Consider the following 26,974-nt stretch of genomic DNA (forward strand, 5'->3'; position numbering starts at 1 on the left):
TTGGCTGCCGGCCAGCACACGCTCCGAGGAAGCAGTCGGCGTACACGGTCAAGCGAGCGGCTTGCGGTAGCGGACGTACTCGTTCTGTCTCCGGAACCCCACGCTCTCGTAAAGATCGTAGGATCGGTGCGGATTTGCCGTGCCCGTGTACAGCCTGGCCGTCGTTGCACCCCGCTCGCGAAGGCTTCGCAGCCCTTCCAGCAGCAGGATCCGGCCGATCCCGAGGCGTCGCCGGTCCGTTCGGACGCTCAGCTCTTCCACCTCGCCCACGGCGGGGTCGTGGCCGCAGAGGGAGCAGAGGGCCACGCCGAGCATGTCCTGCCCCCTCCAGGCAGCCCTCCAGCATGCCGGGTCGGCGGTGTCGACAAAGTCCTGGAAGGTCCATTTCTGAGTGAAACCGGTGTCCGCATACGAATCGACGACCGTCCTCCAGGCCGCACGGTAGTGGCTGGTCCCGATCGGCCCCGTCCGTATCCCGGCCGGGAGTTCGCTGCCCGGCTCGGGCAACTGCCGCAGATCGCCCAGCTCCAGCTCGACCAGACTGAAGACACGTCGGTAGCCGGCTGCCAGCAGAAGCGCGGTGGCGTCCTGCTCGGAGACCATGGCGTTCGCACCGAGCACTGCGGTTCGCGCCGTGCCATGGTCTTCGACGAGCCGGCGGATCCGCTCTTCGGCCCAGCCCAGCATGGCGGATCCGATGCCCTGGTCGCGATGCTCGGGCATGAGGTAACCGCGGTGCAGGTAAAGCCACGTATCGTCACGCTCCTGCCACCACCGGATCGTCGAGTAGCCGACGACGCTCCCGTCGCGCACCACCAGGACCTGGTTCTTGGACGGCTCGTCCAGCTTGCCAGAGGTCTCGGCGATCTCGGCCGCTGTCGGGAGCCCTTCCACGACCGAATGGGCGTCGACCCCGTCCCGTTCGACACATCCCAGCCGCACCGCGGCCATGGGGCCGTGGTCCTCGACTCCCCGATACGGCCGGAACCCGAAGCCGGCTGGGAGGTCCTGTCCTGACGTGTCATCCGACATGTTCGGATGGTCTCGAACCTTGAGGCGGGTCCGCCACCCTGTTCCTGATGGGTCCGGGCGGACTCGACGAGCTTGCACACCATCGCAAGTGCGGCCGCTCGGGACCCGGCCCCTTGGTCACCTTGGTCCGCAGCCGGACGGTCGCGAAGGTCGACTCGATCGGGTGGGTTGTCCGCAGGTGGATCCAGTGCTCGGCGGGGAAGCCATAGAAGGCCAGGAGTTCGTCCTCGTCATCGGTGATCTTCCTGACGGCCTTGGGGACCTTCGCGCCGTACTGTCTGGCGAACGCGGCGATGGCTTTGGCCGCGTGCTCGCGGTCTTCGGCGTTACAGATGTCCTGGACGGCCTTCTTTACGGTTGCGCCGACCTCCATTGTCTTCGCGGTCCTTGCCTACATTCAACTCCCCAAGGCAGAAGCGGACTTCGTGGTGAACGTGACCGCCGCGACGGTCCTGCTCAGCGTGGTCCTGCACGGGGTGTCGGCGGAACCGATCGCCCGCTGGTTCGTCCGGCACCCGCAGCCCGAGGAGCGGGTGGGACCACCCGGTCCCGGCCGATGATGATCGGCTTAGCTCTCGCCCGATTGACTGACCGCCCGCTGCAGCCCAAGGCGGGGGCCCGAAACCCCACCCGTCACCTGTGCATCGAAGCGCGGCATGTCGGCCATGGGCGCATCCTTCGGGCTCCAGGCCGAACAAGGGTCCATGCGCCCTACATGCGACGCCGAGCGCTCAGTCTCGGGCTTCAGGCCTCGTCTCAAACACGTGTGTTCGATATCGAGGCGGTGTCGTTGACCTCCATGTCGTCATGGAAGTCAAGCACGCCAGTGATGGAGGACCGCAGTTGAGCGCAGCAGACACACACGAGTTCCAGCGGGACGGGACGGTTCCTCCCCCGCCGCCCGCGGAGATCCAGTACACCGGGGAGTACTCCGTGAACCCCCTCGGTGCGGCCTCCTTCCGCAAGCTCTGCGGTCAGGTCCCGAGGGTGCTCCACCGCATCATCGGCATGTCGTGGCGCATCGACCACCGGGCCGTCCTGCTCCTCCTGGCCTGCCCTGCGGTCACCGGTGCCGCGGCCGCGGTGCTGCTGGCGGCGACAGCCGGCGCGATGCGTCCGCTCCTCGGTGCGGGGAGCGTGGCCGACCGGTTGTACGAGGCGGTGCCGGCGCTGGTCGTAGCCGGCGTCGCCGCCGCGCTGACCCGGGTGGCGGGCGCCGTGGCCACGTACGCCGAGCGTCGCATCACCCCGCGGCTCACCACCGAGGCGGACACCGCTCTGGTCGCGGCGGTCTGCCGCGTCGAGGCGTCGGCGTACGCCGTGGACGGCTTCTCCGACCGCCAGGAAGCCGCGGAGATGGGCGTGGTCCGCACCCACGTGATGGTCAGCGACGCGCAGCGGTTCCTGTCGGCGCTGGTCAGAATGGTCACGGCCGCAGGCGCGCTCAGCGTGCTCAACCCGCTGCTGCTGCCACTGTTGGTGCTCGCCGTGCTCCCGGCAGGCGTCGGCGCGGTGCTCACCGCCCGTGTCGACTACGAGATCCACTACGCGAACATCGCCGACCGCAACGTGCGCGGCATGATGCGCTGGTGGTCGACGAACCCCAAGTACGGCGACGAGGTCCGTGCCAACTCGATGACCAACTACCTGCTGTTCTGGCACCGCTCCCTGTCCGACCGCTGCGACCGGCGGAACCTGGCCGCGGCCCCGCGCACGCTGCGGATCTCCCTCGTCTCCTCCGTGGCCGCCGGCGCCTTCCTGCTCGCGACGTGGGGTGCGCTGGCATGGCTCGCCGCCACCGGACAGATCGGTGTCGCACTCGCCGCGACGGCCGTCGTCGCCGTGCAGACCACGCTCGCCGCGCTCTCCCAGGTGATCCTCAACGGTGCCGCCCTCTTCCACACCAGCCTGTACCTGAACGACATGCAGACCTTCCTCGACGACGCCGAGGCTCGTGCCCCGCGACGCGGGACCAGCGCGGTCGACCATGACCCGGAAGAGATCCGCCTGGAGGAGGTCTCCTACCAGTACCCCGGCAGGGACACCCCGGCCGTCGACGGCGTGTCCCTCAACCTACGTCGCGGCGAGATCCTCGCGATCGTCGGCGTCAACGGCTCCGGCAAGTCGACCCTCACCCGCCTCATCACCGGCATCTACCTCGCCGACAAGGGCCGCGTCACCTGGAACGGCACCGACCTCGCCGACACCGACCCGGCCACCCTCTGGCGGCAAACCGGCCTCGTCCCCCAGATCTTCGCCCAATGGCCCCTGCGCGTCCGCGAGAACGTGACCCTCGGCCAGCCCCGCACCCACGACGACGCCCCCGTGTGGGACGCCGTCGACGCCGTCGGCATGCGCGAGGCCGTCGAAGACCTGCCCGCCGGCCTCGACACCCTCCTCGCGCGTGAGATCTTCGGCGGCGCGGAACTCTCCGGCGGGCAGTGGCAGCGCCTCGCCTGCTCCCGAGCCCTCTACCGCCGGCCCGGCCTGCTGATCCTGGACGAGCCGACCTCCCAGATGGACCCGCGCGGCGAGCACCAGATCTTCGAGCAGATCAAGGCCATCGCCGCCGATCGCATCACCATCGTCATCACCCACCGCCTGGAGAACACCAAGATCGCCGACCACGTCGTGGTCATGGAACACGGCCGCATCACCGAACAGGGCCGCTACGACGACCTCGTCCACGCCTGCGGCACCTTCGCCGAACTCCTCGCGCTCTCCCAGGACCGCTGACCGTCGCCTGGCTCTGCTTCGTACGGCGGGCCGAGGTCGCGAACGTTGCCACCGACGAGGTCAGGGCCCCACCCCGGGGCGAACCGGGGTGGGGCCCTTCCTGTGTGTGCTGCTCGTTCCGGCTACTCCTGGACGGTGCGGCGGCGCCGCATCCACCACACCAGGGCCGCGCCGGTGGCGGCGATCGCCGCGGCGATGCCGGAGATCAGGCCGGTCGGGGTGTCCGATCCGGTGTCGGCGAGGCCGCCGTCCGGGTCCGGCCGGTTCGCCGGGGGCGTCGCGCCCCCACTGCCGCCGGTGTCACCGTTGCCGGGCTTGGTCGGGTCCGGGCCCGGCGACGTGGGCGGATCGGTCGGGTCGGTCGGCGTCGGCTTCGGGTCGGGCTTGCCGTCATCCGTGAGGGCGGCGCCGTTGCCGCCCAGGAACGCGGTGTCGCTGTCGCGGGCGGAGGTCTCGGTGCGTACGGAGTCCTTCGTCGCGCGGGGCAGTTCACGGTGCTGGGCGGTGAACTCGACGCCGGTGATGTTCCGCTTGGGGGCCTTCGCGAAGTCGATGCCGCCGACGAAGAACGTGTAGATACGGCCGTCACCGAGGGGCCATTCGTAGGTGAAGTCGCCCTTGGTGAAGGACTTCACCATCTCCCGCCACACGGTCCGCTTGTCCCAGTGGGCGTTCTCACCGCGCAGCGGCCACCGCTTCAGGTTGTTGCTGTTGATGATGGACCGGAAGTCGGTGGCCTTCTTCGCGTCCTGCTGGCGGATCCATTCGGCCGCGACGCGGGACTTGTAGACGCGGCGCAGGTCGGCGTACTTGGCGTCGGTGTTGATCTGCTTCTCGACGTGCGGGACGAGATACTGGGTGATCAGCCGGTGGCTGCGCTCCTTCTCCTCCTTGCTGAGCTTCTTCGAGCAGTCCTCTCCCGGTACGGGGGTGGAGAAGTCCATCGCCGCGTGGTTGACCTCCAGCGGGGCGTCGAGGATGTAGATCCCGCCGTCCTGCTCGCGGACCTTCGCACGGCCGGGAACGATCCAGTTGCGTCCCGAGCCCCAGCACGGCACCCCGTCGACCTTGGGCGCGGCGTCCATGAACTCCTTGCCCGGGGACTTCTTGGGGTCCATGGCGCGGGAGAAGTCCCGCTTCATCTCCATGTCGGCCACGAGGAGGACACGGCCGGCGTCGGTTTCACCGAACGCCTTGTCCATGATGGTGTCGGGCTGGTCGGGGTTGAGGTTCACCCACTGCCGGTCCGGGGTGAGCGCCAGCCACGTGAAGAGGGCATCGGAAGCGAGTTCCAGCTTCGCCTGTCCACCCCAGCCCGGGTTGTCGTCCTCATCGGGCATGAGGTCGGCCTTCATGGAGTAGTCCAGCGCCTTGCCCTTGACCGGGTTGCCGACGTACTGGAGCTCCAGAGTGGAGAAGTCCACCCCGCCCGGTCCCCGGCCGAGCGCGGACCGGGTGTTGTCCGCCACGTACTGGTTCTGCAACTGCCGGGCCTGGGCCGGGTTCTGTCCCGAACCATAGGCCATCGAGGCGCCCGGGCCCTGGGTGCCGCGGTTCGGCAGCGGGTTGAACACGTTGTACGTCTTGGTGTACTTCGTCTGCGGCCACAGGCCCTTCGCGGTCGCCCGGCGCTCCGCGATCCGGATCGGGTTGTTCCCCGTCCCCCGCTCCGACCGCAGCTTGTCGTTCTCGGCCTTGTAGTCGCGGAGGGTGGCCCCGTTCGGCCTCTCCGACGTGAACATCGTCAGGCGGTGCCGGGTGAAGTCGTACTTCGCGTCCTTGTGCCGCAGGATGATCCTGTCGGCCCGGAGCTGCGCCGGCTTGCGCTTCCCGTCGGACTTGAACTCCCCGAGGTCACCGGTGCGCTGGTTGTAGGAGTCGTACCGCCGGGAGGCGATCTTCTTGCCGTCCTTGTCGAAGATCTCGATCGTGACCTCGCACAGCCAGTCAGGGCCGACCATGTTGAAGTCCTGAACCGCCTTGACCTCGAACACACCCCCCTTCTGCTTGCTGACCTGCGCGCTGATCAGGTTGACCTTCCAGCTGCCGAACGGCTTGGGGTTGTTCGACTCGTTCCGATGCCGCTTGTAGCGGGAGTAGATCGCTTTGCGCATGTCCTCCGGGTCCTTGGAGGCCGCATACGCCGCGTCCCACTTGTCGATGTCCGCGCGGCTGCCGGTGACCTGCCCCAGTTCGGCCGCGGTGGGCGCGGGAACGTTCTCGAATCCCTTGAACGCGTTGTTGTAGTAGTACTCCTCGTCGGGCCCGGACTTCGTCCAGTGCTGCTCACCCGTCGGCGCACCGGAGTTGTTCGGCGTGCGCGGGAAGGTCTTCTTCAGGTGCATCTGATCGCACCGCTTGCCGCCGGTGATCTTCGCGTAGTCCCCGGGCGCGGCCGACGCCACGGACGGCAGGCCGACCAGCAGCACCGCCGCCGAGGAAACGACCGCCAGCGCGGCAGATAGGCGCCTCTTCAGGCGCTGTCGTATAGGTGTGCTCACGTAGTGTCCCTGGTCGTGGGGGCCACGGGACTCAAGACTGCGAGGGCAGGCCGGACAAGGGGCCCCCGTATCGTGCCCACTCCTGCCGACCCACCACACTAGGGTCCGTCAACACCCCACGTACAAGGGGTTGTTGACGCGTCGTGTGATGACTCCGCGAAGATCCTGCGCGGGTGACGGCGCGGTTCGGTAGGTTCTGGCCATGACCACACCCCCCTCCGACTACGACTCCACCCGCCACCCCGACCTCCTGGGCTGGCTCACCGAACGCGAGGCCGCCTTCGAGAGCTGGGCTCGGGAGGCCGGCGGCGTCGACAGGTTCGACTTCTCCGACGCCTCCCTCGACGTCTTGGAGGACCTGGTCAAGGAGACATTCACCGAGTCGGACGAGATCACCGCACAGCGCCGCTCCCCCTTCGTCCAGGGTGCCGTGTGGTACATCGGCGAGACCCTGCGCCGGCGGCGCGAGGGCTGGGTGTGGAGATTCGAACCGGACGTCACCTTCGGTCTGCTCCCGGCGTTCTACCCGGCGGTCCCGGACCCTGCGTACCTGGACACCCCGTGCGTCGGCGCACCCGACGCCAAGCCCGGCGAACACTGGTACCCCCTGAACACGCTGCGCCGACTCCTCGCCACCGAGGACGAGTTCGACAACCCGGTCGACGAACGGCTCGTCGGCATGATCGAAGGCTGGTACGACGAAGACGACGAAGACGACGAAGACGAGGAGGACGAGGAGGACGAGGAGCACGACGACTGACTGGCGCCCGCAGTGCGGGCGCCAGGCCATGCCGGATGGGTCGATACCCGCTTGTGCCCGAACTCAGCAGATCCGTGGCAGCTGCTCTCCGAGCGGCATGTCCACGACGCGGGTACCGCCCAGTCCGGTACGAGCCACCACCATGCCCGGGTGGGTCTCGACCGCCTCGCCGATCACCGCCGCTTCGGCGCCCATGGGGTGGGCGCGCATCGCGGCCAGTACCGCGTCGGCGTGGTCACGCGGGACGAAGGCCACGAGCTTGCCCTCGTTCGCCACGTACATGGGGTCGAGTCCGAGCACCGCGCAGGCGTTGCCGACCGCTTCGGGGACCGGGACGGCGCGCTCCTGGATGACGACGCCCGTGCCCGACGCCGCCGCGATCTCGTTCAGCGAGGCGCCGAGGCCTCCGCGCGTGGGGTCGCGCAGTACGTGCAGGTCCCGCGTGACGGCGAGCATCGCCTCGACGAGGCCGCCGAGCGGTGCGCAGTCGCTGGTGATCTCGACACCGAATTCGAGGCCCTCCCGCACGCTCATGATCGCCACGCCGTGCATGCCGATCGGGCCGCTGACGATCACCACGTCTCCGGGCACCACCCGTTGCGGGCGCAGGTCGACTCCGTCGGGGATCAGCCCGATCCCCGAGGTGTTGATGTAGACGCCGTCGCCGTGACCGGCCTCCACGACCTTGGTGTCACCGGTGACGACCTGAACGCCGGCCACGCGTGCCGCCGCACCGAGGGCCTGCGCGACGCGGGCGACCACGTCGGTCTCGACGCCTTCCTCCAGGATGAACCCGCAGGAGAGGTGGCTCGCCCGGGCTCCGCTCATGGCGAGGTCGTTCACGGTGCCGTTGACGGCGAGGTCGCCGATGCTGCCGCCGGGGAAGAACAGGGGGCGCACCACGAAGGAGTCCGTGGAGAACGCCAGGCGGGCGCCGCCGATCCGGATCTCGGCCGCGTCGGCGGTGTGTGCGAGGGCCGGTCCGCCGTAGGCGGGCGCGAAGACGTGCTCGATCAGCTCGGCGGACAGTACTCCTCCGCCGCCGTGGCCCATGACGATGCGTGGCCGGTCGCGCAGGGGCGCAGGGCAGGTCCAGGCGAGCATGTCGGGTGCCGGCTGTGCGGCGTCGGCCGCCGGGGTGGTGCTGACGGTGTCAGGCAAGGGGGCTGACCTCCAGAGGAGCGGTGACCGGGGACGGGGTGCCGGAGGCCGGCGCGGGGGGCCTCTGTCCTGGGGTTCCCGCGTCGAGCCGCCGGTAGAGGTAGTAGGCGGCGCAGGCGCCCTCGCTGGACACCATGGTGGCGCCGAGCGGGGAGCGGGGCGTGCAGGTGGTGCCGAACGCCTCGCATTCGTTCGGCTTCAGCAGGCCCTGGAGGACTTCGCCGCTGCGGCACTCGGCGGGTTCGCGGGTGTCGATCCCCTCGACGGAGAAGCGGTGCTCGGCGTCGTGGTCGCGGTAGCGCTCGGACAGGCGCCAGCCGCTGTCCGGGATGACGCCGATGCCGCGCCAGGCCCGGTCGGTGATCTCGAAGACATCGCTCAGCATCGCCTGTGCCGCCGGATTGCCCTCGGACGTCACGGCGCGCTGATAGGCGTTCTCTACCCTGTGCTCGCCCCGCTCCAGCTGGAGCACGGTCCTGCGTACGCCTTCCAGGATGTCCAGCGGCTCGAATCCGGTCACCACGATCGGCACCCGGTGGCGTCGCGCGAGCTCCGGGTACTCGGCCGTGCCCATCACGCTGCAGACGTGGCCGGCGGCGAGGAAGCCCTGGACGCGGCAGTCGGGGGACCGCATGATCGCGTCGATCGCCGGGGGGACGCGGACGTGGGACACGAGCAGGCTGAAGTTACGGATGTTCCGCTTGCGTGCCTGATGGACCGTCATGGCGTTGGGCGGCGCCGTGGTCTCGAAGCCGATGCCGAAGAAGACCACCTCCCGGTCCGGGTTCTGCTCGGCGATCCGCAGCGCGTCCAGCGGGGAGTAGACCACCCTGACGTCTCCGCCTTGCCCGCGGACCTGGAACAGGTCGCGACCCGTGCCGGGGACGCGGAGCATGTCGCCGAAGGAGCAGAAGATCACCCCTGGCCGGGAAGCGATCTCCAGGGCCTTGTCGATCATCTCCAGCGGGGTGACGCAGACCGGACAGCCCGGGCCGTGGATCAGCTCGATCTCGGGCGGCAGGAGCTGGTCGATGCCGTGCCGGATGATGCTGTGGGTCTGGCCGCCGCAGACTTCCATCAGGGCCCAGGGGCGCGTCACCGTCGCGCGGATCCCGTCGAGCAGCCGGCCTGCCAGCTCCGGGTTCTGGAACTCGTCGATGTACTTCACGGCCGCACCTCTCCGTGGACCTCGTCCTGCGTCTGCCACTCGATTCCCGCGGCCTCGGCCTCGGCGGCCTCCCACGGGTCCCCGAACTCCTCCTGGAGCAGGCCGAGGGTCTCGAACAGTTCCAGGGTCCGCTTGGCCGACTCCTCGTCGAGCTTCTGGAGGGCGAAGCCCACGTGCACGATGGCGTACTCACCGGGCTTCAGGTCCGGCAGGTACTCCAGGCACACCTCCTTGACCACGCCGCCAAAGTCGACCGTGGCCATCCGGGTGCCGTCCCGGTCCTCGACGTCCAGCACTTTTCCGGGTACCGCCAGGCACATGGGTGTCTCCTCACTCTCGCTCGCGTCGTGACGTGCCGGGGGCCGCCCCGCCCGTCATCCGGGCGGCCACGACGAGCTGGCCGAGAGCCAGACCGCCGTCGTTCGGCGGGATCCGGCGGTGGCGCAGGACGGTGAAGCCGTCCTTCCGCAGTCCTTCGGCGCAGGCCGAGGAGAGCACCGTGTTGGCGAACACTCCCCCGGTCAGGGCGACGGTCTCCACGCCGGTCTCGCCGCGGGCAGCGGCGCAGACCACCCGCACCAGCCGGGCCACGGCGCGGTGGAACCGCGCCGCGACGACGGCCGCGGGGGTCCCGTCCAGCACGTCGGCGACCACCGCCGTCAGAAGGGGTGCGGGGTCGGCGGTGAGCGGGGCGCCGGTCCGCGGCGGGCCGAGCCGGAAGGCGTAGCGTCCGTCCTCGGCCACGGCGGGTGCGCGCAGGGCCGCGGCCTCCAGCTCGATCGCGGCCTGCGCCTCGTATCCCGCGTGCTGGCAGACCCCCGCGAGGGAGGAGACGGCGTCGAAGAGGCGCCCCATGCTGGACGTGGGCACGCAGTTCAGCTCTCGCTCCAACTGCCTTTCCAATAGCGGAAGTTCTTCGGGTGGGCAGGCTCGCGTGCAGGGCAGGGCGCGGTCGGCGGCGAGGCCCGCGGCCCGCAGGTGGGACAGGGCCATGCGGTAGGGCCGTCGTACGGCCGCGTCACCGCCGGGCAGGGGTACGTAAGCCAGGTGGGCGAACCGCTCGAACCCGGCGTAGTCCGCGAGCAGGAACTCACCGCCCCACACGGCGCCGTCGAGACCGTAGCCGGTGCCGTCGAAGGCCACCCCGATCACGGGGCGCGTGCCGTCGAGACCGTTCTCGGCCATCGCCGCCGCGACGTGCGCGTGGTGGTGTTGTACGGGGACGACGGGCCGTCCCGCCGCGTGTTCGCCGGCCCAGCGGGTCGACCGGTAGGCGGGGTGTCGGTCGGCGGCGAGCAGTCCGGGCCGTACGCCCGTGACGGACTCCAGGTGCCGCTCGGCGGAGGTGAGGGCGAGCTGGGTGGCGAGGTCGTCCATGTCGCCGATGTGGGCGGAGAGCCAGGCCTGGCGTCCGTCGCCCAGGCAGAAGGCGTTCTTCAGGTCCCCTCCGACGGCGAGGGCGGGGGCGACCTCGACGGGCAGCGCGACCGGCAGCGGCGCACAGCCCCGGGAACGGCGCAGCGTCAGCTGTTCGCCGTCGCAGACGCGGACGACGGAGTCGTCGCAGGGCACGTGGATGGGCCGGTCGTGCAGCAGCCAGGCGTCCGCCAGACCGGCGAGCCTGGTCAGTGCCTCCGCGTCGTCCGTGACGATGGGCTCGCCCGCGAGATTGCCGCTGGTCATCACCAACAGCCGGGGCCCTGCCCGGTCCGCCCCGCCGAGGCCGAGGCCGAGGAGGAGATGGTGCACCGGGGTGTACGGGAGCATGAAGCCGAAGTCAGGGCTGCCCGGCGCCACCGCCCGCGCCGGCGCGGCCCCGTGCCGCGGCCGGGCGTCGTCGCGGCGGCGCAGCAGGACGACGGGCCGGACGCCGCCGATGAGCAGTTCACGTTCGAGCGGGCCGAGGTGCACGAGCGGCTCGATGTCGACGAGGTCCGCGGCCATCATCGCGAACGGTTTGTCACCGCGCGCCTTGCGGCGGCGCAGTTCGGCCACCGCGTCGGGGTTCGTCGCGTCGCAGGCCAGGTGGTAGCCGCCGAGTCCTTTGACGGCGAGGATCGCGCCGGAGGAGAGCATCCCGCGCGCGGCGGCGACCGGGTCGGCACCGGGATCGACCCGGTCGGGGTCGAGTGCCGGACCGGAGCCGACCGCCGGACCGGTACCGAATGAGTCGGGACCGGTGCCGAAGGAGGCCGGACCGGTGCCGAAGTGAGCGGGACCGGTGCCGAAGTGAGCGGGACCGCCCGGCGCCGTGACCAGCCGCAGTCGGGGCCCGCAGCGGGGGCAGGCGATGGGCTGCGCGTGGAAGCGCCGGTCGGCCGGGTCCGCGTACTCCCGGGCGCAGTCCGGGCACATCGGGAAGCCGCCCATGGTGGTGTCGGCCCGGTCGTAGGGCAGTCCCGTGACGATCGTGAACCGGGGGCCGCAGTTGGTGCACGTGATGAAGGGATGCAGGTACCGCCGGTCGGCCGGATCCGCGAGCTCCGCGAGGCAGTCGTCGCAGGTGGCGGTGTCCGGCGGGACGAGGGTGCGGACGGCGCCGCCCTGGTGCGAGGGCACGATCGTGAATCCGCTGCCGCCGCTCGCGGTCACCTCGGCCGTCTCGACCGATTCCACCCGGGCCAGGGGCGGGGCGTCGGGCGTGAGGCGGGCGCAGAAGGACGCGACGTCCGCGGGGTCCCCCTCGACCTCCGCGACGACGCCGTCCGGCGTGTTGGTGACGTGGCCGGACAGGCGCAGTCCGGTGGCGAGGGCGTAGACGAAGGGCCGGAAGCCCACGCCCTGCACGACACCGCGGACGACCACGCGGCTGCGCCGTGGGGCCGTGGCGGGGGCGGGTCCGGGCCGCGCCGTGGTCACGCGTCGGCCCGGGCCATCGCCGGGGTGTGGACGCGGTTCCCCTCGGCCGTCGCGAGGGCCCGGTCGAGCAGCGCGCCGGCTCCCTGGCCGTCGCGCACCGAGCTGAGGACGACCTCGACACCGGGGTTGACCTGCTGCACGTTGGCGCGGAAGGCCGTCTCGTCGAAATCCGCGGCCTCGGCCATGTCGGTCTTGGTGACGATCACCAGTTGGGCGAGGCCGAACGCGGTGGGGTACTTGAGCGGCTTGTCCTCCCCCTCGGTGACCGAGGCGAGCACGACACGGAGGGATTCCCCCAGGTCGTAGCCGGCGGGGCAGACGAGGTTGCCGACGTTCTCGACGAACAGCAGCCGGACGGACTCGGGCAGCCAGTCGTGCAGGTGCCGGGCGACCATGTCGGCCTCCAGGTGGCAGAGGCCGTCGGTGAGCACCTGCTTGACGGGAACGCCCGAGCGGGCCAGTCGGCGGGCGTCGTTCTCGGTGGCCAGGTCGGCGGTGAGCGCGGCGGTGCTGACGCCCCGTTCGCCGGCGAGGCGCAGTTCGCGCTCCAGCAGGGCGGTCTTCCCGCTGCCGGGGCTGGACAGCAGGTTGATCACGGTGGTGCCGCGGGCGCTCAGCTCGGTGCGCAGGATGTGTGCCGCGGCATCGTTCTTGGCGAGGACGGCGCGCTGGAGATCGACGGCTCGGCACATGCTCAGCTCTCCTCGGTGATCGGTCGGCGTTGTCGTTCGTGCGCGGTTTCGGGGGCGGCCCAGCGGACCTCCCGGATCTGGAGTTCACGGCCGGAGACCAGTTCGTCGGCCGCGGCGCCGCAGCCGGGACAGAGCAGCCGGGGCGGCATTCCGACCGCCCAGTCCTCGGCGCACGGCGCGCAGCGCGCGGTGCCCGGGACGGTACGGGTGATCAGCTCGGCGCCCTCGACGACGGTTCCGGCGCAGGCGAGTTCGAAGCAGAAGGCGAGGGCGTCGGCGACGACGCCGGCGAGCTCGCCCACGTCCAGCTCGATGCTGCTGACGCCGACGGCCCCGTGGGACTTCGCCGCGGCCTCGACCTGGTCGACGACGGCGACCGCGAGGGACATCTCGTGCATCGGTCTCCGTCCTGGGCGCGGGGGTCTCGGGCGCCATTAGAGAACGGGGGGCGGCGGGAGTGGTCCCGGCGCGCCGGGACCGGACGGCGGTGTCGTCCGTACGGTGCAGCCGCCGCACGACCGGACCCGCGGGTGCGTCACATCCTGCTGATGCGCAGATAGCGCCGGAGGTCGGGGAGGACTCCGACGACGACGGCCACGACGGCCAGGGCGGCGGTGGCGGCGACTACGGTGCCGAGGACGTTCCTGTGCATGGTGCTCTCCGTTTCGGTCTTCATACGACGGCTTCCTGGCGGACCAGTTCGGTCACCATGCGCACCGCCTCGGGCACGGCCGCGGCGACCTGGGGGCTGAGCCCGATGCCCTCGTCGAGGCAGGCCGGTTCGCAGCCGACGACGAGGATCCGCCGTGGCGGCGCGGCCCCGGTTCCCGCGCACAGGGTGTCGAGCAGGGCGAGGACGGCGTCGGGCGTCATCCGGTGCCCGTCGAGCGGCGCGGGCTCCGTGCCGCGGGCGCGGTCGCCGGCCGCCGAGGCGTCGATCAGGTAGAGCGTCCCCGGTTCACCGCCGCGGGCGGTGACGTCGACGAGGACGAGGGTGTCCCAGCCGTCGAGGAGTTCGTAGGCGAGGTGGACGCCCCGGACCCCGACGTCGGCCAGTTCGACGGAGGCGGGGAGTTCCTCGCGGGTGAGCCGCCGCAGGGTCTCCACGCCGAAGCCGTCGTCGCCGAGGAAGATGTTGCCGACCCCGGCCACGAGGGTGCGGGCCGTGCCGGCCGCCCGGGCCTCGGGCGCGGGGCCGTTCACACGTCCTCCAGGGCTTCGACCTCGTCGGGCTGGAAGTAGAGGAACCGGCCCTGTTCGCGGCGGATGTCGGCGCCCGGGTCGTCCTCCACGGTCACCGCGATGTGGACTCCGCCGTCGACGTCGTGGAGGACCGCCTCGACCAGCGCGCGGCGCCCGTCGACGAACAGGTCCTGGGCGTCCGTGCGGCGCAGCCGGGGGCGCAGGACGACCCTGCTGCCCGCGCGGACCGCGCGTCCTTCCACGAGGACGTGGTCGCTGCCCGGGTCGACACCGGTGTCGCCGCCCGGGTCCCACCAGGGCGTGTCCGGTTCGAGGATGTTTCCGGCCGGCTTCGGGGGCCCGGTGACGTTCTGGAGGCTCCGTACCGCTCCGTGCAGTCGCTCCAGGACTTCGGGGGGCATGGTGTCCGCCAGCTCGATGACGGCCGCGGCGCGGGCGTCGGTCCCTCTGGCCTCGCGCTTCTCCTCGTCGGTGAGGGCGGCCGTGCGCAGGGCGAGGATCTCGTCGATCTCGGTCGCGTCGTAGAGGGCGCCCGGGCTCTCGGGCGCGATGGCCGGGTGGTCCTCCAGGATGATCGGCGAGGAGAGCATCAGGTCGTCGCGGCCGGGTTCGCCGGCCAGGACGGGCCAGGTGTGCAGGTTGCGGCAGGCGGCGACGGCGCCCCTGGCCCATTCCGGCGGGTCGGTCATCGACAGGAACGAGCCGCCGTCGATTCGGAGCAGCGTGTGGGTGGCGACGAGGGAGTGCGGCAGCGCCGCGTGGCGGTCGGTGTCCCGCTCGGCGGTCCAGTCGCTGGTGTTCTCCACCGTGACCGAGAGGCGCTCGACGCGGTACGGGCCGTCGAGTTCGGCCGTCGAGATCCGCAGGGTGCCGCTGATCTCCTCGCGTCGGCGTACGAGTCGGCCGAGGACGCGTCCGTCGGCGTCGGTGACGTCCTCCGTCTCCTCGGCGGCGGGGCGGGTGAAGGGCAGGGCGGTGCCGTCGCCCCGCAGCTCGGCGACGGGGACGACGAGGGTGACGCGCTCCTCGACGCCTTCGTCCCAGGCCACCAGGACCCGGTCGGGCAGCCGGAGTTCACCGGTCGGTGCGTAGGTGCCGTCCTCGCGCAGTTCCTCGACGGTACGCCGCTGGGCTCGCAGGAACCGGACCTCGACGGCGAGTTCGGCGCCGGTCCTGGGCTCCATGAGGCACTGGGTGAGCTGGAGGTCGTGCTCCTCTGCGGCGGCGGTCCAGGACGGCGGCACCAGGACCCCGAATTGCCAGCGGAGCCGGTTCTTCGCGGCGGACGCACGGTACGGGTAGAGGACGTACCCCTCGAAGAGGACGGCGTCGGCGACGTGCCGGGCGACGGCGAACCGCGCCTCGGTGCCGGGGGTGAAGGCTGCGGTGGTGGTCATCGTGTCGGCTCACCCGCCGCTTCGAGCAGGGATTCGACGGTGGCCTCCCACGACGGGAGGGCCCGGCGCGAGCGGTAGGCGAGCAGGGCGTCCATGGCGTCGCCCGGCAGCCGGATCCATCCGCAGCCGGGGAAGTGCTGGTCGATCATCTCGCGCCACACCTTCACGGGCATGCGGTGGGAGACCTCCTTGTCCCAGGGAACGGGCTCGACGTGGAAGCCGCCGGCGCCGGTGAAGGCGGTGCCGGAGAAGAGCAGGAGCAACGGGACGTCGCCGTCGGAGAGCGCACGGAAGTAGCGGGACGCCGCGATGTCGGTGTCGTAGGTGCACGGCACGACGAGGTCGGTCTCGATCTCGCCGGTGAAGCCGGGCACCATGACGGAGGCCTGGGCGAACTGGACCGGGTTGAGGCTGCTGCCCCACCGGGAGCGTTCGCCGAAGAGATCGCCCAGGGCCGCGGCCTCGTGGGCGTCGTAACCGCGCCGGGCGGGTTCGACGCGGATCTGGCAGCGCAGGGCCATGGCGTGGATCCGGGTGCCGCCGGTGGCGGTGATCCGCAGCCGGAACACGAGCGTGGGTCCGGCCGCGTAGGCGTCGGCGCGGACATCGGTGCAGCTGAAGGAGAACTCGGTCACGGCCGGCTCCCCTGCGGTTCGCGGGCCAGGGCGCGGACGTGGGTGAAGAGGTCGTCGAGGTCCGCCCGCGCCTCCGCGCCTCCGTCGAAGCCCTGCCAGTGCAGTCGCATGCGGCCCACCAGTTCGTAGCAGAGGTCGATCGGCACGAGGAAGCACTCGGTGCGGCCCTCGTGGCGGCGCAGCAGCAGGGCCTCGACGTCGGGTTCGAGGTGGGCGGCGAGCCGAGTGGCGTCGAGGACGGACCGCCAGGCCTCTTCGTCCGGTTCGCTCTCGGTGGCGCCGGCGGGGCTCGGGTAGAGCGCCACCGGCCGGTCGAGGGCGGAGTTGCGGAAGAAGAACGCGACCGAGACCGGGATCCGCAGGGACTCCCAGGCCCGGTCGTCGATCCGGTGGTCCGGGTCGCTCAGGAAGCGGCCGGGGACCGCCCGGAACCGCCCCGGGGAGGCGGCGGAGCGGTCCATGAGCTGCGCGCACGGGCCGCAGGAGCAGACCAGGGCCCGCTTGTCCGTGTCGACGAGATGCGGGTGACGTTCCTCGGCCGCGAGGGGGGCGCCGCACAGTTCGCAGCGCTCCTCGCGGGGCGGGCGGGGAGTGGTGAACCGGCGCAGGCCGGTGGGCGGCGGGCGCCGCACGGCGCTGTTCGGCGGCCCGTTCACCGGGCGGCCGATGAGCGGCCGTCCGCGCCCGCGGGCGACGGACGGGTGCCGATCTGGAGCAGCGCCGGTTCACGCGGGGCGCGGCTGTCCAGCTCCACGCCGGTCACCTCGGGGGCGAAGCAGGCGAGGGCGTCCACGGCCGCCTGCCGGACGGACTCCTGGGTGCCGGAGCAGCCGCAGCCGGTCGAGGCGGTGGGCCGCAGCCGCAGCACGCCCGTCGCCGGGTCGAATCCGGCGTTCTCGACGGGCTGCGGCAGGGCGGCCAGGGCGCGGTCGATACGGGTCGGCGCGTCCTCGGGGTGCAGTCCGTGCAGGTTGAGGAGGCTCGCCACGAGTTCGTCCGCGAGCAGCGGGCCCAGCGGGTCGGCGGACGTACGGGCGGCGGGGCGCCCCAGGAGTTCGACGACGCGGGCGATGCCGCTGCCGTAGAACTCCATGAGGACGCGTACGACTTCCTCCGCGGCCGCGGAGGCCTCGGCGTCGCCGTTCTCGGCCAGCCGGTCCAGGACCTCCTCGACCCGCCGCCCAGCCTGTTCGGCGGTGGTCGCGCTCATCCGGCCAGACCGCTCAGGCCGGTGGGCACGTGCATCTGCTTCACGGTCCTGCCGTTGCCCGTGTACATGTGGACGCCGCAGGGCAGGCAGGGGTCGAAGCTGCGCACGGCGCGCATGATGTCGATGCCCTTGAAGTTCTCGGGCGTGTTCTCCTCGAAGATCGGGGTGTTCTGCACCGCGTCCTCGTACGGGCCGGGGGTTCCGAACGTGTCCCGGGTGGAAGCGTTCCACGGCGTCGGCGGATAGGGGTGGTAGTTGGCGATCTTGCCGTCCCTGATGACCATGTGGTGCGAGAGGACACCCCGTACGGCCTCGGTGAAGCCGACGCCGATGGACTCGTCCGGCACCTCGAACTTCTCCCATGTCTGCGTGCGTCCGGCGCGGACCTCCTCCAGGCCCTTCTCGGCGCAGTGCAGGGCGACGGCGGCCGCGTACGCCTGGAAGTAGGTCCGGGCGCGGTTGCGCTCCAGGGCGTTGCTCCACTTCGGGATGTTCCACTCGAAGGTGGTCTCCGGCTTGGTCATCGTCCGGGGGAGGTTGATGACGACGCTGTGCCCGGTGGCCTTGATGTAGCCGATGTCGACGAGGCCGGAGAGCGCGGTGGACCACAGGCGCGCGAGGGGGCCGCCGCCGGTGTCCAGTGCCAGGTGGTCCTTGCCGTCGAACCAGCGCGGGGACATGACCCAGCTGTACTTGTCGTCGAAGTTCCGCTTCTGCGGGGCCGGGATGGTGTGCTGGTTCCACGGGTGGCGCGGGTCGACCGGGTTGCCCAGCGGATCGTGGGTGACGAACTGCTCCTGGCCCTGCCAGTCCTCGTAGTACGAGCTGCCGAGCAGGATGCGGATGCCGAGGTTGATCTCGGTGAGGTCGTTGGTCACCAGCTTGCCGTCGACGACGACACCGGGGGTGACGAACATCCGCCGGCCCCAGTCGGTCATGTTGGCGTAGGTGAAGTCGCAGTGCTCGGGGTCGTTGAGCGCGCCCCAGCAGCCGAGCAGCACACGGCGGCGGCCGACCTCCTCGTAGCCGGGCAGCGCCTCGTAGAAGAAGTCGAAGAGGTCGTCGTGGAGCGGGACGACCCGCTTCATGAACTCCACGTAGCGCATGAGGCGGCTCATGTAGTCGGTGAACAGCTGCACGGACGCGACCGTGCCGACACCGCCGGGGTAGAGGGTGGAGGGGTGGACGTGCCGCCCCTCCATGAGACAGAACATCTCCCGGGTGTAGCGGCTGACCTGGAGCGCCTCCCGGTAGAACTCGCCTTCGAGGGGGTTGAGGGAGCGCATGATGTCCGCGATGGTGCGGTAGCCGTGCTCGGCGGCGTGCGGTGCCTCGGTGCGCTCGGCCAGCTCCAGGACGCCGGGGTTGGTCTCGCGGACCATCTTCTCGCAGTAGTCGACCCCGACCAGGTTCTCCTGGAAGATGTTGTGGTCGAACATGTACTCCGCGGACTCGCCGAGGTTGATGATCCACTCACCGAGGTGCGGGGGCTTCACGCCGTACGCCATGTTCTGCGCGTACACCGAGCAGGTCGCGTGGTTGTCACCACAGATGCCGCAGATGCGGCTGGTGATGAAGTGCGCGTCGCGGGGGTCCTTGCCCCGCATGAAGACGCTGTAGCCGCGGAACACGGAGGACGTGCTGTAGCACTCCGCGACGCGCTTCTGCTTGAAATCGATCTTCGTGTGGATGCCGAGACTGCCCACGATCCGGGTGATGGGGTCCCAGGCCATCTCCACAAGGCCGGAGCCGTCACCCGTCGTCTTCGCCGGAGATGCCATGGTCGCTGTGGTGCCCTTCGTCAAACTCTTCGACTACGCGAACAGTGGGGTGGTCGGGGGGTCCTGCGGGGGTGGCGCGGTGGGGTCGCGGTCACCAGGGCGGCCGGTAGCCGGTGGTGATGCGATCGCCGGTGTGCCGCCACTTCGGCTCCTTGTCCACGGTCCTGGCCGTGATGGTCCGCAGACGGCGGATGACGGAGCCGTACACGCCGCTGGCGGTGCTGGAGACCTTGGCGCCGGGAGGTTCGTCCATGAACGGCATGAACTTGTCCGGGAATCCGGGCATCGTGCACGCGATGCAGATGCCGCCGACGTTCGGGCAGCCGCCGACACCGTTGATCCAGCCGCGCTTGGGGACGTTGCACTTGACGACGGGGCCCCAGCAGCCCAGCTTGACCAGGCACTTGGGCGAGTCGTACGTCGAGGCGAACTGGCCCTGTTCGTAGTAGCCGGCCCGGTCGCAGCCCTCGTGCACGGTCGCCCCGAACAGCCAGCTCGGACGGAGCTTGTCGTCCAGCGGAATCATGGGCGCGGAACCGGCCGCCTGATAGAGCAGGTAGGTCAGCGTCTCCGCGAAGTTGTCCGGCTGGATGGGGCAGCCGGGCACGCACACGATGGGGATGCCGGCATGCGACGTCCAGTCCCAGCCGAGATAGTCCGGGAGGCCCATCGCGCCGGTCGGGTTACCGGCCATGGCGTGGATGCCGCCGTACGTGGCGCAGGTGCCGATCGCGACCACCGCGAGGGCCTTGGGTGCCAGCCGGTCGATCCACTCGCTGGTGGTGATGGGCTGACCGGTCTCCGGGTCGTCGCCGAAGCCGCTCCAGTAGCCCTCCTGCTTGATGGCCTCGTTCGGGATCGAACCCTCGACGACCAGCACGAACGGGTCGATCTCGCCCCGCTCCCCCTTGAAGAACCACTCGATGAAGGTGTCGGCGCCGCCCACCGGACCGCACTCGAAGTCGATCAGCGGCCAGTGGACCGCGATCCTGGGCAGCCCTGGCAGCCCCCCGAGGGCGATCTCCTCGATGCTGGGCTGCATGGCGGCGGTCAGGGCCACCGAGTCGCCGTCACAGCTCAGACCCGCGTTGATCCAGAGAATGTGGATCGGCTTCTCTTCGCTGCCGACTGCGGCACCCTGGTCCTCGACCGGGGCCGGCTCTACTGCGCTCATGGGTCGCCTCCTGAGGAGGGATTGGGGCGAAGGCCTCATATCGGGCCTAGGTCTTGCTTAACAGTCGGCCGATCCGCCCGCCCCCGCACCTGGGCCGTTCGGGAGCGGTGCTCCGGGGGCCTCCTTCCGGACGAAGGCCCGGCGCCGTGCGTGGTAGCTCGCGGCGGGATCGTCGAAGGTCGACCGCATCCGGGCGAGCTCCCGCTCGCGGTGGGCCGCAAGGGGAGCGACGGCCTCCCGGCGCTCGTGCTCCGCCTTCTTCGCCGCGATCCGCGGCTGAAGACCGCCACGGGACGCCAGGTCGAGAGCCGATCGGGTGATCTCGGCGGCGAACTCCCCGGGTCCGCAGTCGACGACCCGGTCGACCAGCCCCATGTCGAGCGCTGCCGCCGCGGACACCGGCCGGGCCTCCTCGGTGAGGCGCGCGGCCAGGGCCTCGCCCACCCTCCCGGGCAGGATGCGGGTCCAGTACTCCGATCCGTACAGACCCATGCGCCGGTAGTGCGGATTGAGCACCGACCCCGAACGGCACCAGACCTCGTCGGCGGCGAGGGCCAGCATCACCCCGCCGGCGGCGGCGTTGCCGCCGACCGCGCTCACGACGAGCCGGTCGGTCGTGGTGAGAACCGCCTCGACCAGGTCGTTCATCGCATTGATGTTGGCCCAGGACTCGGCGGCGGGGTCGGCGGCGGCCTCGATGACGTTCAGGTGGATGCCGTTGGAGAAGAAGTCGCGCTGCCCGCCGAGCACCAGGACGGAGGTGGGACGCCCGCGGGCGGTCTCGTACGCGTCCAGCAGGCGGCGGCACTGGTCGGTGCTCATCGCCCCGCCGGGGAACGCGAAGGACAGCACACCGACCGGTCCCCGCTCGCGGTACCGGATGTCGGACCAGGTCCGCCGACCGGGCGCCGGGTCGGCGGGTGCCGGCAGTTCGGGAAGTTCCGGCAGCCGGGCCCCGAGGGCCAGGGTGGCGGGGAGCTTGCAGGCACGCGGCCTGCCGGGGCCGGTGCGGGCACGGAGCTCGGGGATCCACACCGCGCCGTCCACGGTGGCGCGGCAGACCGCGCCCGCCCGGGTGGCCAGCAGCGCACCGGGCCGCCCGCGCAGACCGTCCTCCGCGTGGCCGCCGTGCAGGAACCACTCGGCGCCGAGCAGCCGGTCCGGTACACCGGGCTGCGAGTCGGCGGCCCGCAGGGTACGCAGGACGGTCTCGGTGGTGTCCTCGCCCCACGAGATCCGGCGCTCCTCCTGGCGGAGGGCGGGACGGGCGCGGATCTCGCCGGTCTGCGGACGCGGTGTCGCCCCGGCGGCGACCCTCTCGACGGCGAGGAGCACGGCGGCCACGGCGGCGTCGGACAGCTCGTTGCGGTACAGATCGCTCTTGCCGACCTCCGGGACGCGGAAGGTCGCGGACGCCCAGACGTCACCCGCGTCCATCTCGTCGTCGGCCTGGAGGACGGTGACGCCCCACTCCTCGGCCCCGTCGTGGATCGCGTGGTCCAGGGAGGACGGGCCGCGGTCGCCCACGGGCCCCGGGTGCACGATCAGGCAACGGTGCACCGTCCACACGTCGCGGGGCACGACGGCCTTCAGCATGGGGGCCACGACCAGCTCGGGCGCGTGGCGCGCCACGGCCTCGCGCACGGCGGCCCCGTCGGGGGTGACCTCCACGGGAACGGTGTGCCCGCGGTCGCGCAGCTCGACCAGGACGCGCTGGGTGAGGCTGTTGAAACTGCTGGCGACGAGCAGGATGCGCATGGGCGGCCTTTCCGGGTTGCGGTGGCCGGCGCGCCCCGGGAGCCGCGGCCCGCCAACCGTCTGCGATCATCGGGCAGCGCGAGGCGGGCAGCGGGGTGGCGGAGCCCACACCTCACCCGTTCGAGGTGGGGTCCGACCGATTGGCGGGCTGGTCGCGCCGCGTGTGGCCCAGGAGACGAGCCATGGGTCCCGTGAGAAAATCAGAGTCCTACAAGGTATGCGGACGCATGCCCCTCGCACGGACAGGCAGGTCGGCTCATGGCCGAGAAACCGAAGTCCTCCAAGCCCTCGCGCGGCGAGCCGAGCCACGATGGTATGGCCGGGCAGCACGGCTGGTCCCCCGATGTGAACGAGACGCGACAGCAGGACAATCCGAGCGCCTCGCGTTCCTTCCACCCCGAGAAGCACGCGCCCCCGCCCGGCAAGGGACGGAAGGCCGCCAAGGAGGAGGAAGGAAACGTCCCCGGCGACACCGTGCACAGCGACACCACCAGAGGTGAGAAGCGAGGCCACTCGTCGGAGAAGGGCATGCACGACACCGGCCGAAGGGGCCGGACACAGCGCCCCAGCGGCACGAAGGACGACTCGGGGTTCACCGGCGTGAACCCGGACGACGACTCCTCCGGCCCCCGCCCGGGCTGACGCGACACCGAGAACGAAGGCCCACCCCACCGTAACGGGGCGCCCCTTGACGTCGGGTTCCGTCTGTATCGTCTTCCGTCTGTGTCGTCGTCGCCCCACGGGTAGCGCTTGTGCTCCCGTCCGCCCCGGGCCGCGTACTCCCTGGGGCCGCGCCGTGTCACGTCCGGGGGTGGTCCGCGCGCTGTTCCTCGCGGCCGATGCCGGTGGCCTGCTGTTTGGCGGACCCGCCGTGCTCGTCGTCCACGGAGTCCCGCTCCCGCTGCTGCTCCGCCTCGTCGGCTTCGGCGGCGCGGGAGCGGGCGCGCGGCCCGCCCCTGCCGTGGCGGCGAGGTGTCCGTCGCGCGTTCATGCTCATCCGCCTCCTTCGGCGGTGGGGATGTGGCTAACGGTGCGGGCCGCCACCGGGCGGCCCGCTCTCCGCTCCCCCGGCGGCGACCGTCGCGAAGGGGCTGGTGGGCAGGTGGGCGAGGAGGTCGGCCGGGTCGGCGTACACGGCGGCGGCGCCCGCCTCCGTGAGGTCGGCACGCGGGATGCCGCCGCACAGCAGCCCGGCGCACACCACGCGGGCGCGGCGTGCGGCCTTCATGTCCCAGACACTGTCGCCGACGAACACGGCCCGGTCGGCGGGCACGCCGACGAGGGAGAGGGCGTGTTCGACCGGGTCGGGGGCGGGTTTGCCCTCGTCGACGTCATCGGCGGTGGCTGTGTCCGTGAGGGCGTCGTCGGCGTCGACGGCCCCGCGCAGAGCTGTCAGTTCCCGGTCCTTGGCCGAGGTGACGAGAACGACCTTCCAGCCGTCGCCGGCCAGCGCACGCAGCAGCTCCCCGGCCCGGTCGAAGGCTTCCAGGCGTTCGAAGTAGGTGCCGTAGAGGGTGTCGTGGGCGGCGCTGAGGCGCTCGTCCTCGGACCGGTCGCGGGCCGGGCCGAGCAGGTGGTCGATGAGGCGCTCCCCCGGCAGTCCGATGGCACGGTGCACGGCGTGCGTCGGCACCCGGTGGCCGCCCTGCCGCAGCGCCTCCCACCAGGCGACGACGTGCAGGGGGTTGGTGTCGACGAGGGTTCCGTCGATGTCGAAGAGTGCGGCGCGGTCCATGTCCGGGCTCCTACAGGTCGCGCAGGGCGGGCAGCAGGGTCGTCTCCGCCCAGCGGAGGAAGGGCCTCTGGTGGGCTCCGCCGATCTGGACGAGGGCGAGGTCGGTGAAGCCGGCCTCGGCGAACGGGCGGGCCGCGTCCAGGACGGCGTCCACGTCGTCCCCGCAGGGGATGCTCTTCGCCACGTCCTCCGGCCGGGTGTACGCGGAGGCCTGCGCGAAGCTCGCCGGCAGCGGCAGTTCGGCGTTGAGGCGCCAGCCGCCCAGGGCCCACCGGAACTGCTCGTGGGCGCGGGACGTGGCCGCGTCCCGGTCGGTGTCGTAGCAGACGGGCAGCTGTCCCATCCGGGGCTTCCCCGCACCGCCCGCCGCGTCGAAGGCGTCGAGGAGTTCGCGTTTCGGCTCCGTGGTGATCACCAGGTCGGCGCGGCGTCCGGCGAGCGCGCAGGAGCGTGGTCCCGACACCGCGATACCGACGGGCGGCGGGGTGTCGGGGACGTCCCAGAGCCGGGCGTCGTCGACCTGGAAGTGGCGTCCGTGCCAGGTCACGTACTCGCCGGTGAACAGGGCGCCGATGATCTCGGCCGCCTCGTCCAGCATGGCCAGGCGTACCCGTGCGGAGGGCCAGCCCCGGCCGACGACGTGCTCGTTGAGGTTCTCGCCCGAGCCGAGGCCCAGGCGGAACCGCCCCTCGGAGAGGAGCTGGAGCGTCGCGGCCTTCTGCGCGACCACCACGGGGTGGTAGCGGAAGGTCGGGCAGGTCACGTACGTCATGAGCGGGATACGGGAGGTGGCCTGCGCCGCCGCTCCCAGGACGCTCCACGCGTACGGGGCGTGCCCTTGTGACGGCAGCCAGGGGAAGGAGTGGTCCGAGATCACGGAGAAGTCGAACCCGACCCGCTCCGCCTCGACCACGTGTCCGACCAGCTCACGAGGGCCGGCCTGCTCGGTCATCATCGTGTAGCCGATGTGCATCATGCCCCGCGACTTACCGGTACGGGCCGGCTGAAACGGCCACTTCTCCAGCACGGAGACGACATGCGTGACGCCGTGTGCACGTTGCGGGTCGTGCGAGCCGGGCGGTCACCGGTTCGCGGCCTCAGTCCGCTCGCGGCAGCAGCGGGCCGAGGGGCCCGAGGTCGAGGTTGAGGTCGTCGAGGGTGTAGCCGTGTTCGGCGCACAGGTCGGACAGCGCTTCGTGGAGCGCCATCAGCGTGGCGCCCAGCTCCTCCTCCTGTTCGTCGGTGAGGTCGCCCGCGTCGACGCGCCGCAGCGCCTGCCTCTCGATGAGCTGGCGCAGGAGCTCCACCAGCGTGAGGACCAGTTTCAGAAGGTCCTCCTCCATCGACTCGCGATCGGCACGGATCCGACGTGCCGGGCGCGGGGGTTCGCCGCCTCGGGCGGGTGGGGCCTGGACGAGGCGGAAGGCGTCGCTCAGGGGGGCGCCGATACCGTGCAGGGGGCCGGGAGCGCCCTGCCGGCTCGGCGAGGCGGCGTCCGGCCGCACGGCCGGGGACGAGTGCCGGGATTCGTCCTGCTCGCTGCGCGCCGCGCTCTCCTTCGTCACGCCGGCCCCTGCCCAATCGTCCTGAACGGGTCCGACTCGGCATCGACGGACACGATCAGGGCACGGAGCGAGATACGCACGAGGTCGATGTCGGCGATGGACAGGACGATGTCGCCGGACAGCACCACGCCCCCGCTGAGCAGCCGGTCGAGGAGGTCGACCAGGGCGACCTGGCGGCCGGGCAGGGACTCGCTCCGCCGTGGGACGGTCATGGTGCTCGCCCGTTCCCGCCGGCGGAAGGCCCGGGTGCGGGGGAGGTCGCCGGCGGCGGCATGGCGAAGGAGTACGGCGCCCACGGGCCGGTGACCTCGATGCGTACGCCCGCCGCGTCGTCGACGGTGCCGGCGAGCGCCTTCCGGAACTCCTCGGCCTGGTCGGCGGCGACGAGGTAGGCGTCGTTGAGGACGTTCTCCTCCGGGCCGCTCGCCAGCTCACCTCGCTGAGCGGGGTGACGCACGCGGTACCTGGTGAAGCGGGCGGCCAGGTCCTCGACGCGCTGGGCGACGCGCTCCGCCCGCTGGTAGCGGGTCTCCCTCTCGCTGTGCTGGGCCCGGCGGCTTCGGAGGTACGCCTTCCCGGGACTGAGCGGTGCGGCGTCGGTGGTCCCTGGGGGCTCCCCGCCGCCCGCCGGTGCCTGGCCGGGAGTGACGTACAGCTTGACGCCCCACTCGCTCCGGCCACGCAGCAGCGAGAGCCGCTCGGCGAAGACGCTCCGCTGGGCGGCGAGGGCTTGGCGGGCACGGTCGTCGTTCTGGTACACGGTGGCCATACGCAGCGGGAGGACGGTGTCGTGGGCGGCGATGGTCTGGACGACCTCGTGATGGGCGCGGGCGACGCCCTCCAGCCATTCCAGGTCCTCGAACCGGCGCTTCAGCGTCGGCTCGTCGAACTCCTGCCCTGACACACGGCCTGCGACGAACGCGACGATGTCGGGATGGTCGGGAGCCGTGCCGGCGTCTGCCTTCGCTTCGTTCTCGCCGAGGAGGTACACGGGCGCGCCGGAGATGCCGTGGAGACCGGACAGGACCTCGCGCAACGCACTCGTGTCCCGAGCCACGGCGTACACGTACGTAAGGCCTTCGTCGTCGTTCATGGCTCACGCTTCCGCGACCCTCGGCGGCGAGGCTCCGGTCCGCCCGCGGGCTCCGCGCTCGTCTCTTCCTCCGCTTCCTCTTCCGCGCCCTCCTCTTCCGGGGCCTCACTGCCCGCGTCCCCGGTCCAGAATGCGGCGGTGTCGCGCGGTGCACGACCGGTGTCGAGCGAGTCGCGCCGCAAGGCGTCCAACTCCGCGCGGAGCCGCCGGTTCTCCTCCGCCAGCGGACCGCCCGTGTGCTTCGAGGAGAGCGACGGGTCGTGCTCCCACCAGTCGATGCCCATCTCCTTCGCCTTGTCCACGGAGGCGACCAGGATCCGCAGTTTTATCGTCAGCAGTTCGATGTCCAGCAGATTGATGCGGATGTCCCCGGCGATCACGATCCCCTTGTCGAGAACACGCTCAAGGATGTCCGCGAGATTGGCGGACGAACTCGGCGGCCCGTACGGCAGAGGAGCCGCACGGGACGGAACGGACCCGAACCGGTCGGGCAGGGGCTCAGACACGCCGTCCT

The 26,974-nt window shown here is 71.3% G+C and carries 28 protein-coding genes and 1 pseudogene; 4 read left to right on the forward strand and 25 right to left on the reverse strand.

Annotation, left to right across the window (positions count from 1 at the left end):
• Window positions 1–48 precede the first annotated feature (48 nt).
• A complete protein-coding gene (locus ACZ3ZE_RS06355) occupies window positions 49–1,032 on the reverse strand; it encodes a GNAT family N-acetyltransferase (protein ID WP_467257681.1) in 984 nt (327 codons plus the stop codon).
• A 26-nt stretch (window positions 1,033–1,058) separates the two neighbouring features.
• A pseudogene (locus ACZ3ZE_RS06360) lies at window positions 1,059–1,381 on the reverse strand (transposase); the annotation flags it as partial.
• Here ACZ3ZE_RS06360 and ACZ3ZE_RS06365 point away from each other — a divergent pair.
• Together ACZ3ZE_RS06365 and ACZ3ZE_RS06370 are read left to right on the forward strand one after the other, a co-directional pair.
• Window positions 1,269–1,592 carry a hypothetical protein gene (locus tag ACZ3ZE_RS06365; protein ID WP_361625715.1) on the forward strand — a complete coding sequence of 108 codons (324 nt, stop codon included), beginning with the start codon at window positions 1,269–1,271 and terminating at the stop codon, window positions 1,590–1,592. The pseudogene ACZ3ZE_RS06360 and the gene ACZ3ZE_RS06365 sit on opposite strands and share 113 nt — an antisense overlap.
• A 283-nt stretch (window positions 1,593–1,875) precedes the next feature.
• Window positions 1,876–3,768, forward strand: coding sequence for an ATP-binding cassette domain-containing protein (locus ACZ3ZE_RS06370; protein WP_467257683.1), 1,893 nt, complete (start codon window positions 1,876–1,878; stop codon window positions 3,766–3,768).
• Between the two features lie 122 nt (window positions 3,769–3,890).
• Here ACZ3ZE_RS06370 and ACZ3ZE_RS06375 read toward each other — a convergent pair whose 3' ends face one another.
• Window positions 3,891–6,269, reverse strand: coding sequence for a hypothetical protein (locus ACZ3ZE_RS06375; protein ID WP_467257686.1), 2,379 nt, complete (start codon window positions 6,267–6,269; stop codon window positions 3,891–3,893).
• Window positions 6,270–6,471: 202 nt separating this feature from the next.
• Between ACZ3ZE_RS06375 and ACZ3ZE_RS06380 the strand changes: the two genes are divergently transcribed.
• The gene (locus ACZ3ZE_RS06380; RefSeq protein WP_467257688.1) at window positions 6,472–7,029 is read left to right on the forward strand and encodes a hypothetical protein; all 558 of its coding nucleotides are present in this window, start codon (window positions 6,472–6,474) and stop codon (window positions 7,027–7,029) included.
• A 63-nt stretch (window positions 7,030–7,092) separates the two neighbouring features.
• Here ACZ3ZE_RS06380 and hypE read toward each other — a convergent pair whose 3' ends face one another.
• From hypE to ACZ3ZE_RS06455, 15 genes are all read right to left on the reverse strand, one after another.
• A complete protein-coding gene (gene hypE, locus ACZ3ZE_RS06385) occupies window positions 7,093–8,133 on the reverse strand; it encodes a hydrogenase expression/formation protein HypE (RefSeq protein ID WP_467258535.1) in 1,041 nt (346 codons plus the stop codon).
• Window positions 8,134–8,182: 49 nt separating this feature from the next.
• Window positions 8,183–9,358, reverse strand: coding sequence for a hydrogenase formation protein HypD (gene hypD / locus ACZ3ZE_RS06390; RefSeq protein ID WP_361631212.1), 1,176 nt, complete (start codon window positions 9,356–9,358; stop codon window positions 8,183–8,185).
• Complete coding sequence (locus tag ACZ3ZE_RS06395) at window positions 9,355–9,678, reverse strand: HypC/HybG/HupF family hydrogenase formation chaperone (protein ID WP_467257691.1); 324 nt, start codon at window positions 9,676–9,678, stop codon at window positions 9,355–9,357. Before ACZ3ZE_RS06395 ends, hypD begins: the two co-directional genes overlap by 4 nt.
• A 10-nt stretch (window positions 9,679–9,688) precedes the next feature.
• Window positions 9,689–12,217, reverse strand: a complete 2,529-nt coding sequence (gene hypF, locus ACZ3ZE_RS06400; protein WP_467257693.1) for a carbamoyltransferase HypF — start codon at window positions 12,215–12,217, stop codon at window positions 9,689–9,691.
• The gene (gene hypB / locus ACZ3ZE_RS06405; protein WP_361170976.1) at window positions 12,214–12,909 is read right to left on the reverse strand and encodes a hydrogenase nickel incorporation protein HypB; all 696 of its coding nucleotides are present in this window, start codon (window positions 12,907–12,909) and stop codon (window positions 12,214–12,216) included. The genes hypF and hypB overlap by 4 nt, the downstream gene beginning before the upstream one ends.
• A gap of 2 nt (window positions 12,910–12,911) precedes the next feature.
• A complete protein-coding gene (locus ACZ3ZE_RS06410; protein ID WP_361170973.1) occupies window positions 12,912–13,307 on the reverse strand; it encodes a hydrogenase maturation nickel metallochaperone HypA/HybF in 396 nt (131 codons plus the stop codon).
• A gap of 137 nt (window positions 13,308–13,444) precedes the next feature.
• The gene (locus ACZ3ZE_RS06415; protein ID WP_361170970.1) at window positions 13,445–13,585 is read right to left on the reverse strand and encodes a DUF6893 family small protein; all 141 of its coding nucleotides are present in this window, start codon (window positions 13,583–13,585) and stop codon (window positions 13,445–13,447) included.
• Window positions 13,582–14,112: a hydrogenase maturation protease gene (locus tag ACZ3ZE_RS06420; RefSeq protein ID WP_361170967.1), complete on the reverse strand. Its 531-nt coding sequence runs from the start codon at window positions 14,110–14,112 to the stop codon at window positions 13,582–13,584. Before ACZ3ZE_RS06420 ends, ACZ3ZE_RS06415 begins: the two co-directional genes overlap by 4 nt.
• Window positions 14,109–15,509: a hypothetical protein gene (locus ACZ3ZE_RS06425; RefSeq protein WP_363291292.1), complete on the reverse strand. Its 1,401-nt coding sequence runs from the start codon at window positions 15,507–15,509 to the stop codon at window positions 14,109–14,111. The genes ACZ3ZE_RS06420 and ACZ3ZE_RS06425 overlap by 4 nt, the downstream gene beginning before the upstream one ends.
• A complete protein-coding gene (locus ACZ3ZE_RS06430) occupies window positions 15,506–16,144 on the reverse strand; it encodes a DUF6084 family protein (protein WP_361627999.1) in 639 nt (212 codons plus the stop codon). The genes ACZ3ZE_RS06425 and ACZ3ZE_RS06430 overlap by 4 nt, the downstream gene beginning before the upstream one ends.
• Window positions 16,141–16,800 carry a DUF5947 family protein gene (locus ACZ3ZE_RS06435; RefSeq protein WP_363291290.1) on the reverse strand — a complete coding sequence of 220 codons (660 nt, stop codon included), beginning with the start codon at window positions 16,798–16,800 and terminating at the stop codon, window positions 16,141–16,143. Before ACZ3ZE_RS06435 ends, ACZ3ZE_RS06430 begins: the two co-directional genes overlap by 4 nt.
• Window positions 16,797–17,354 carry a hypothetical protein gene (locus ACZ3ZE_RS06440; protein ID WP_361170955.1) on the reverse strand — a complete coding sequence of 186 codons (558 nt, stop codon included), beginning with the start codon at window positions 17,352–17,354 and terminating at the stop codon, window positions 16,797–16,799. Before ACZ3ZE_RS06440 ends, ACZ3ZE_RS06435 begins: the two co-directional genes overlap by 4 nt.
• A complete protein-coding gene (locus tag ACZ3ZE_RS06445; protein WP_361170952.1) occupies window positions 17,351–19,135 on the reverse strand; it encodes a nickel-dependent hydrogenase large subunit in 1,785 nt (594 codons plus the stop codon). Before ACZ3ZE_RS06445 ends, ACZ3ZE_RS06440 begins: the two co-directional genes overlap by 4 nt.
• 91 nt (window positions 19,136–19,226) lie before the next feature.
• A complete protein-coding gene (locus ACZ3ZE_RS06450) occupies window positions 19,227–20,309 on the reverse strand; it encodes an NADH-quinone oxidoreductase subunit B family protein (protein ID WP_361628005.1) in 1,083 nt (360 codons plus the stop codon).
• Window positions 20,310–20,366: 57 nt separating this feature from the next.
• Window positions 20,367–22,067 carry an enoyl-CoA hydratase-related protein gene (locus ACZ3ZE_RS06455; RefSeq protein WP_467257695.1) on the reverse strand — a complete coding sequence of 567 codons (1,701 nt, stop codon included), beginning with the start codon at window positions 22,065–22,067 and terminating at the stop codon, window positions 20,367–20,369.
• A gap of 258 nt (window positions 22,068–22,325) precedes the next feature.
• Between ACZ3ZE_RS06455 and ACZ3ZE_RS06460 the strand changes: the two genes are divergently transcribed.
• Window positions 22,326–22,709, forward strand: coding sequence for a hypothetical protein (locus tag ACZ3ZE_RS06460; protein ID WP_361170943.1), 384 nt, complete (start codon window positions 22,326–22,328; stop codon window positions 22,707–22,709).
• 157 nt (window positions 22,710–22,866) lie between these two features.
• Here ACZ3ZE_RS06460 and ACZ3ZE_RS06465 read toward each other — a convergent pair whose 3' ends face one another.
• The 7 genes from ACZ3ZE_RS06465 to ACZ3ZE_RS06495 form a co-directional block, all read right to left on the reverse strand.
• Entirely contained in the window at window positions 22,867–23,058 is a 192-nt protein-coding gene (locus ACZ3ZE_RS06465; protein WP_361170940.1) for a hypothetical protein, read from the reverse strand.
• A gap of 33 nt (window positions 23,059–23,091) precedes the next feature.
• On the reverse strand, window positions 23,092–23,802 hold the full coding sequence (locus ACZ3ZE_RS06470; RefSeq protein WP_467257698.1) for an HAD family hydrolase: 711 nt from the start codon (window positions 23,800–23,802) through the stop codon (window positions 23,092–23,094).
• Window positions 23,803–23,812: 10 nt separating this feature from the next.
• Window positions 23,813–24,778 carry an LLM class F420-dependent oxidoreductase gene (locus ACZ3ZE_RS06475; RefSeq protein ID WP_361170934.1) on the reverse strand — a complete coding sequence of 322 codons (966 nt, stop codon included), beginning with the start codon at window positions 24,776–24,778 and terminating at the stop codon, window positions 23,813–23,815.
• 121 nt (window positions 24,779–24,899) lie between these two features.
• Window positions 24,900–25,367: a gas vesicle protein K gene (locus ACZ3ZE_RS06480; protein ID WP_467257701.1), complete on the reverse strand. Its 468-nt coding sequence runs from the start codon at window positions 25,365–25,367 to the stop codon at window positions 24,900–24,902.
• On the reverse strand, window positions 25,364–25,579 hold the full coding sequence (locus ACZ3ZE_RS06485; protein WP_361628011.1) for a gas vesicle protein: 216 nt from the start codon (window positions 25,577–25,579) through the stop codon (window positions 25,364–25,366). Before ACZ3ZE_RS06485 ends, ACZ3ZE_RS06480 begins: the two co-directional genes overlap by 4 nt.
• Window positions 25,576–26,460, reverse strand: a complete 885-nt coding sequence (locus ACZ3ZE_RS06490) for a GvpL/GvpF family gas vesicle protein (protein ID WP_361628014.1) — start codon at window positions 26,458–26,460, stop codon at window positions 25,576–25,578. The genes ACZ3ZE_RS06485 and ACZ3ZE_RS06490 overlap by 4 nt, the downstream gene beginning before the upstream one ends.
• On the reverse strand, window positions 26,457–26,966 hold the full coding sequence (locus ACZ3ZE_RS06495; RefSeq protein WP_442304310.1) for a gas vesicle protein: 510 nt from the start codon (window positions 26,964–26,966) through the stop codon (window positions 26,457–26,459). Before ACZ3ZE_RS06495 ends, ACZ3ZE_RS06490 begins: the two co-directional genes overlap by 4 nt.
• Window positions 26,967–26,974: the final 8 nt, after the last annotated feature.

The sequence above is a fragment of the Streptomyces sp. NPDC023157 genome (assembly GCF_055560575.1).

What these genes read in the sequence shown, in the direction of transcription:
- ACZ3ZE_RS06490 (WP_361628014.1), bottom strand. Translation starts at nt 26,460, where the DNA reads ATGAACGACGACGAAGGCCTTACGTACGTGTACGCCGTGGCTCGGGAC.
- ACZ3ZE_RS06445 (WP_361170952.1), bottom strand. Translation starts at nt 19,135, where the DNA reads ATGGCATCTCCGGCGAAGACGACGGGTGACGGCTCCGGCCTTGTGGAG.
- ACZ3ZE_RS06440 (WP_361170955.1), bottom strand. Translation starts at nt 17,354, where the DNA reads ATGAGCGCGACCACCGCCGAACAGGCTGGGCGGCGGGTCGAGGAGGTC.
- ACZ3ZE_RS06355 (WP_467257681.1), bottom strand. Translation starts at nt 1,032, where the DNA reads ATGTCGGATGACACGTCAGGACAGGACCTCCCAGCCGGCTTCGGGTTC.
- ACZ3ZE_RS06450 (WP_361628005.1), bottom strand. Translation starts at nt 20,309, where the DNA reads ATGAGCGCAGTAGAGCCGGCCCCGGTCGAGGACCAGGGTGCCGCAGTC.
- ACZ3ZE_RS06395 (WP_467257691.1), bottom strand. Translation starts at nt 9,678, where the DNA reads ATGTGCCTGGCGGTACCCGGAAAAGTGCTGGACGTCGAGGACCGGGAC.
- hypB (WP_361170976.1), bottom strand. Translation starts at nt 12,909, where the DNA reads ATGTGCCGAGCCGTCGATCTCCAGCGCGCCGTCCTCGCCAAGAACGAT.
- ACZ3ZE_RS06470 (WP_467257698.1), bottom strand. Translation starts at nt 23,802, where the DNA reads ATGGACCGCGCCGCACTCTTCGACATCGACGGAACCCTCGTCGACACC.
- ACZ3ZE_RS06415 (WP_361170970.1), bottom strand. Translation starts at nt 13,585, where the DNA reads ATGAAGACCGAAACGGAGAGCACCATGCACAGGAACGTCCTCGGCACC.
- ACZ3ZE_RS06455 (WP_467257695.1), bottom strand. Translation starts at nt 22,067, where the DNA reads ATGCGCATCCTGCTCGTCGCCAGCAGTTTCAACAGCCTCACCCAGCGC.
- hypE (WP_467258535.1), bottom strand. Translation starts at nt 8,133, where the DNA reads ATGCTCGCCTGGACCTGCCCTGCGCCCCTGCGCGACCGGCCACGCATC.
- ACZ3ZE_RS06460 (WP_361170943.1), top strand. Translation starts at nt 22,326, where the DNA reads ATGGCCGAGAAACCGAAGTCCTCCAAGCCCTCGCGCGGCGAGCCGAGC.
- ACZ3ZE_RS06485 (WP_361628011.1), bottom strand. Translation starts at nt 25,579, where the DNA reads ATGACCGTCCCACGGCGGAGCGAGTCCCTGCCCGGCCGCCAGGTCGCC.
- ACZ3ZE_RS06410 (WP_361170973.1), bottom strand. Translation starts at nt 13,307, where the DNA reads ATGCACGAGATGTCCCTCGCGGTCGCCGTCGTCGACCAGGTCGAGGCC.
- ACZ3ZE_RS06425 (WP_363291292.1), bottom strand. Translation starts at nt 15,509, where the DNA reads ATGACCACCACCGCAGCCTTCACCCCCGGCACCGAGGCGCGGTTCGCC.
- ACZ3ZE_RS06380 (WP_467257688.1), top strand. Translation starts at nt 6,472, where the DNA reads ATGACCACACCCCCCTCCGACTACGACTCCACCCGCCACCCCGACCTC.
- ACZ3ZE_RS06475 (WP_361170934.1), bottom strand. Translation starts at nt 24,778, where the DNA reads ATGATGCACATCGGCTACACGATGATGACCGAGCAGGCCGGCCCTCGT.
- ACZ3ZE_RS06465 (WP_361170940.1), bottom strand. Translation starts at nt 23,058, where the DNA reads ATGAACGCGCGACGGACACCTCGCCGCCACGGCAGGGGCGGGCCGCGC.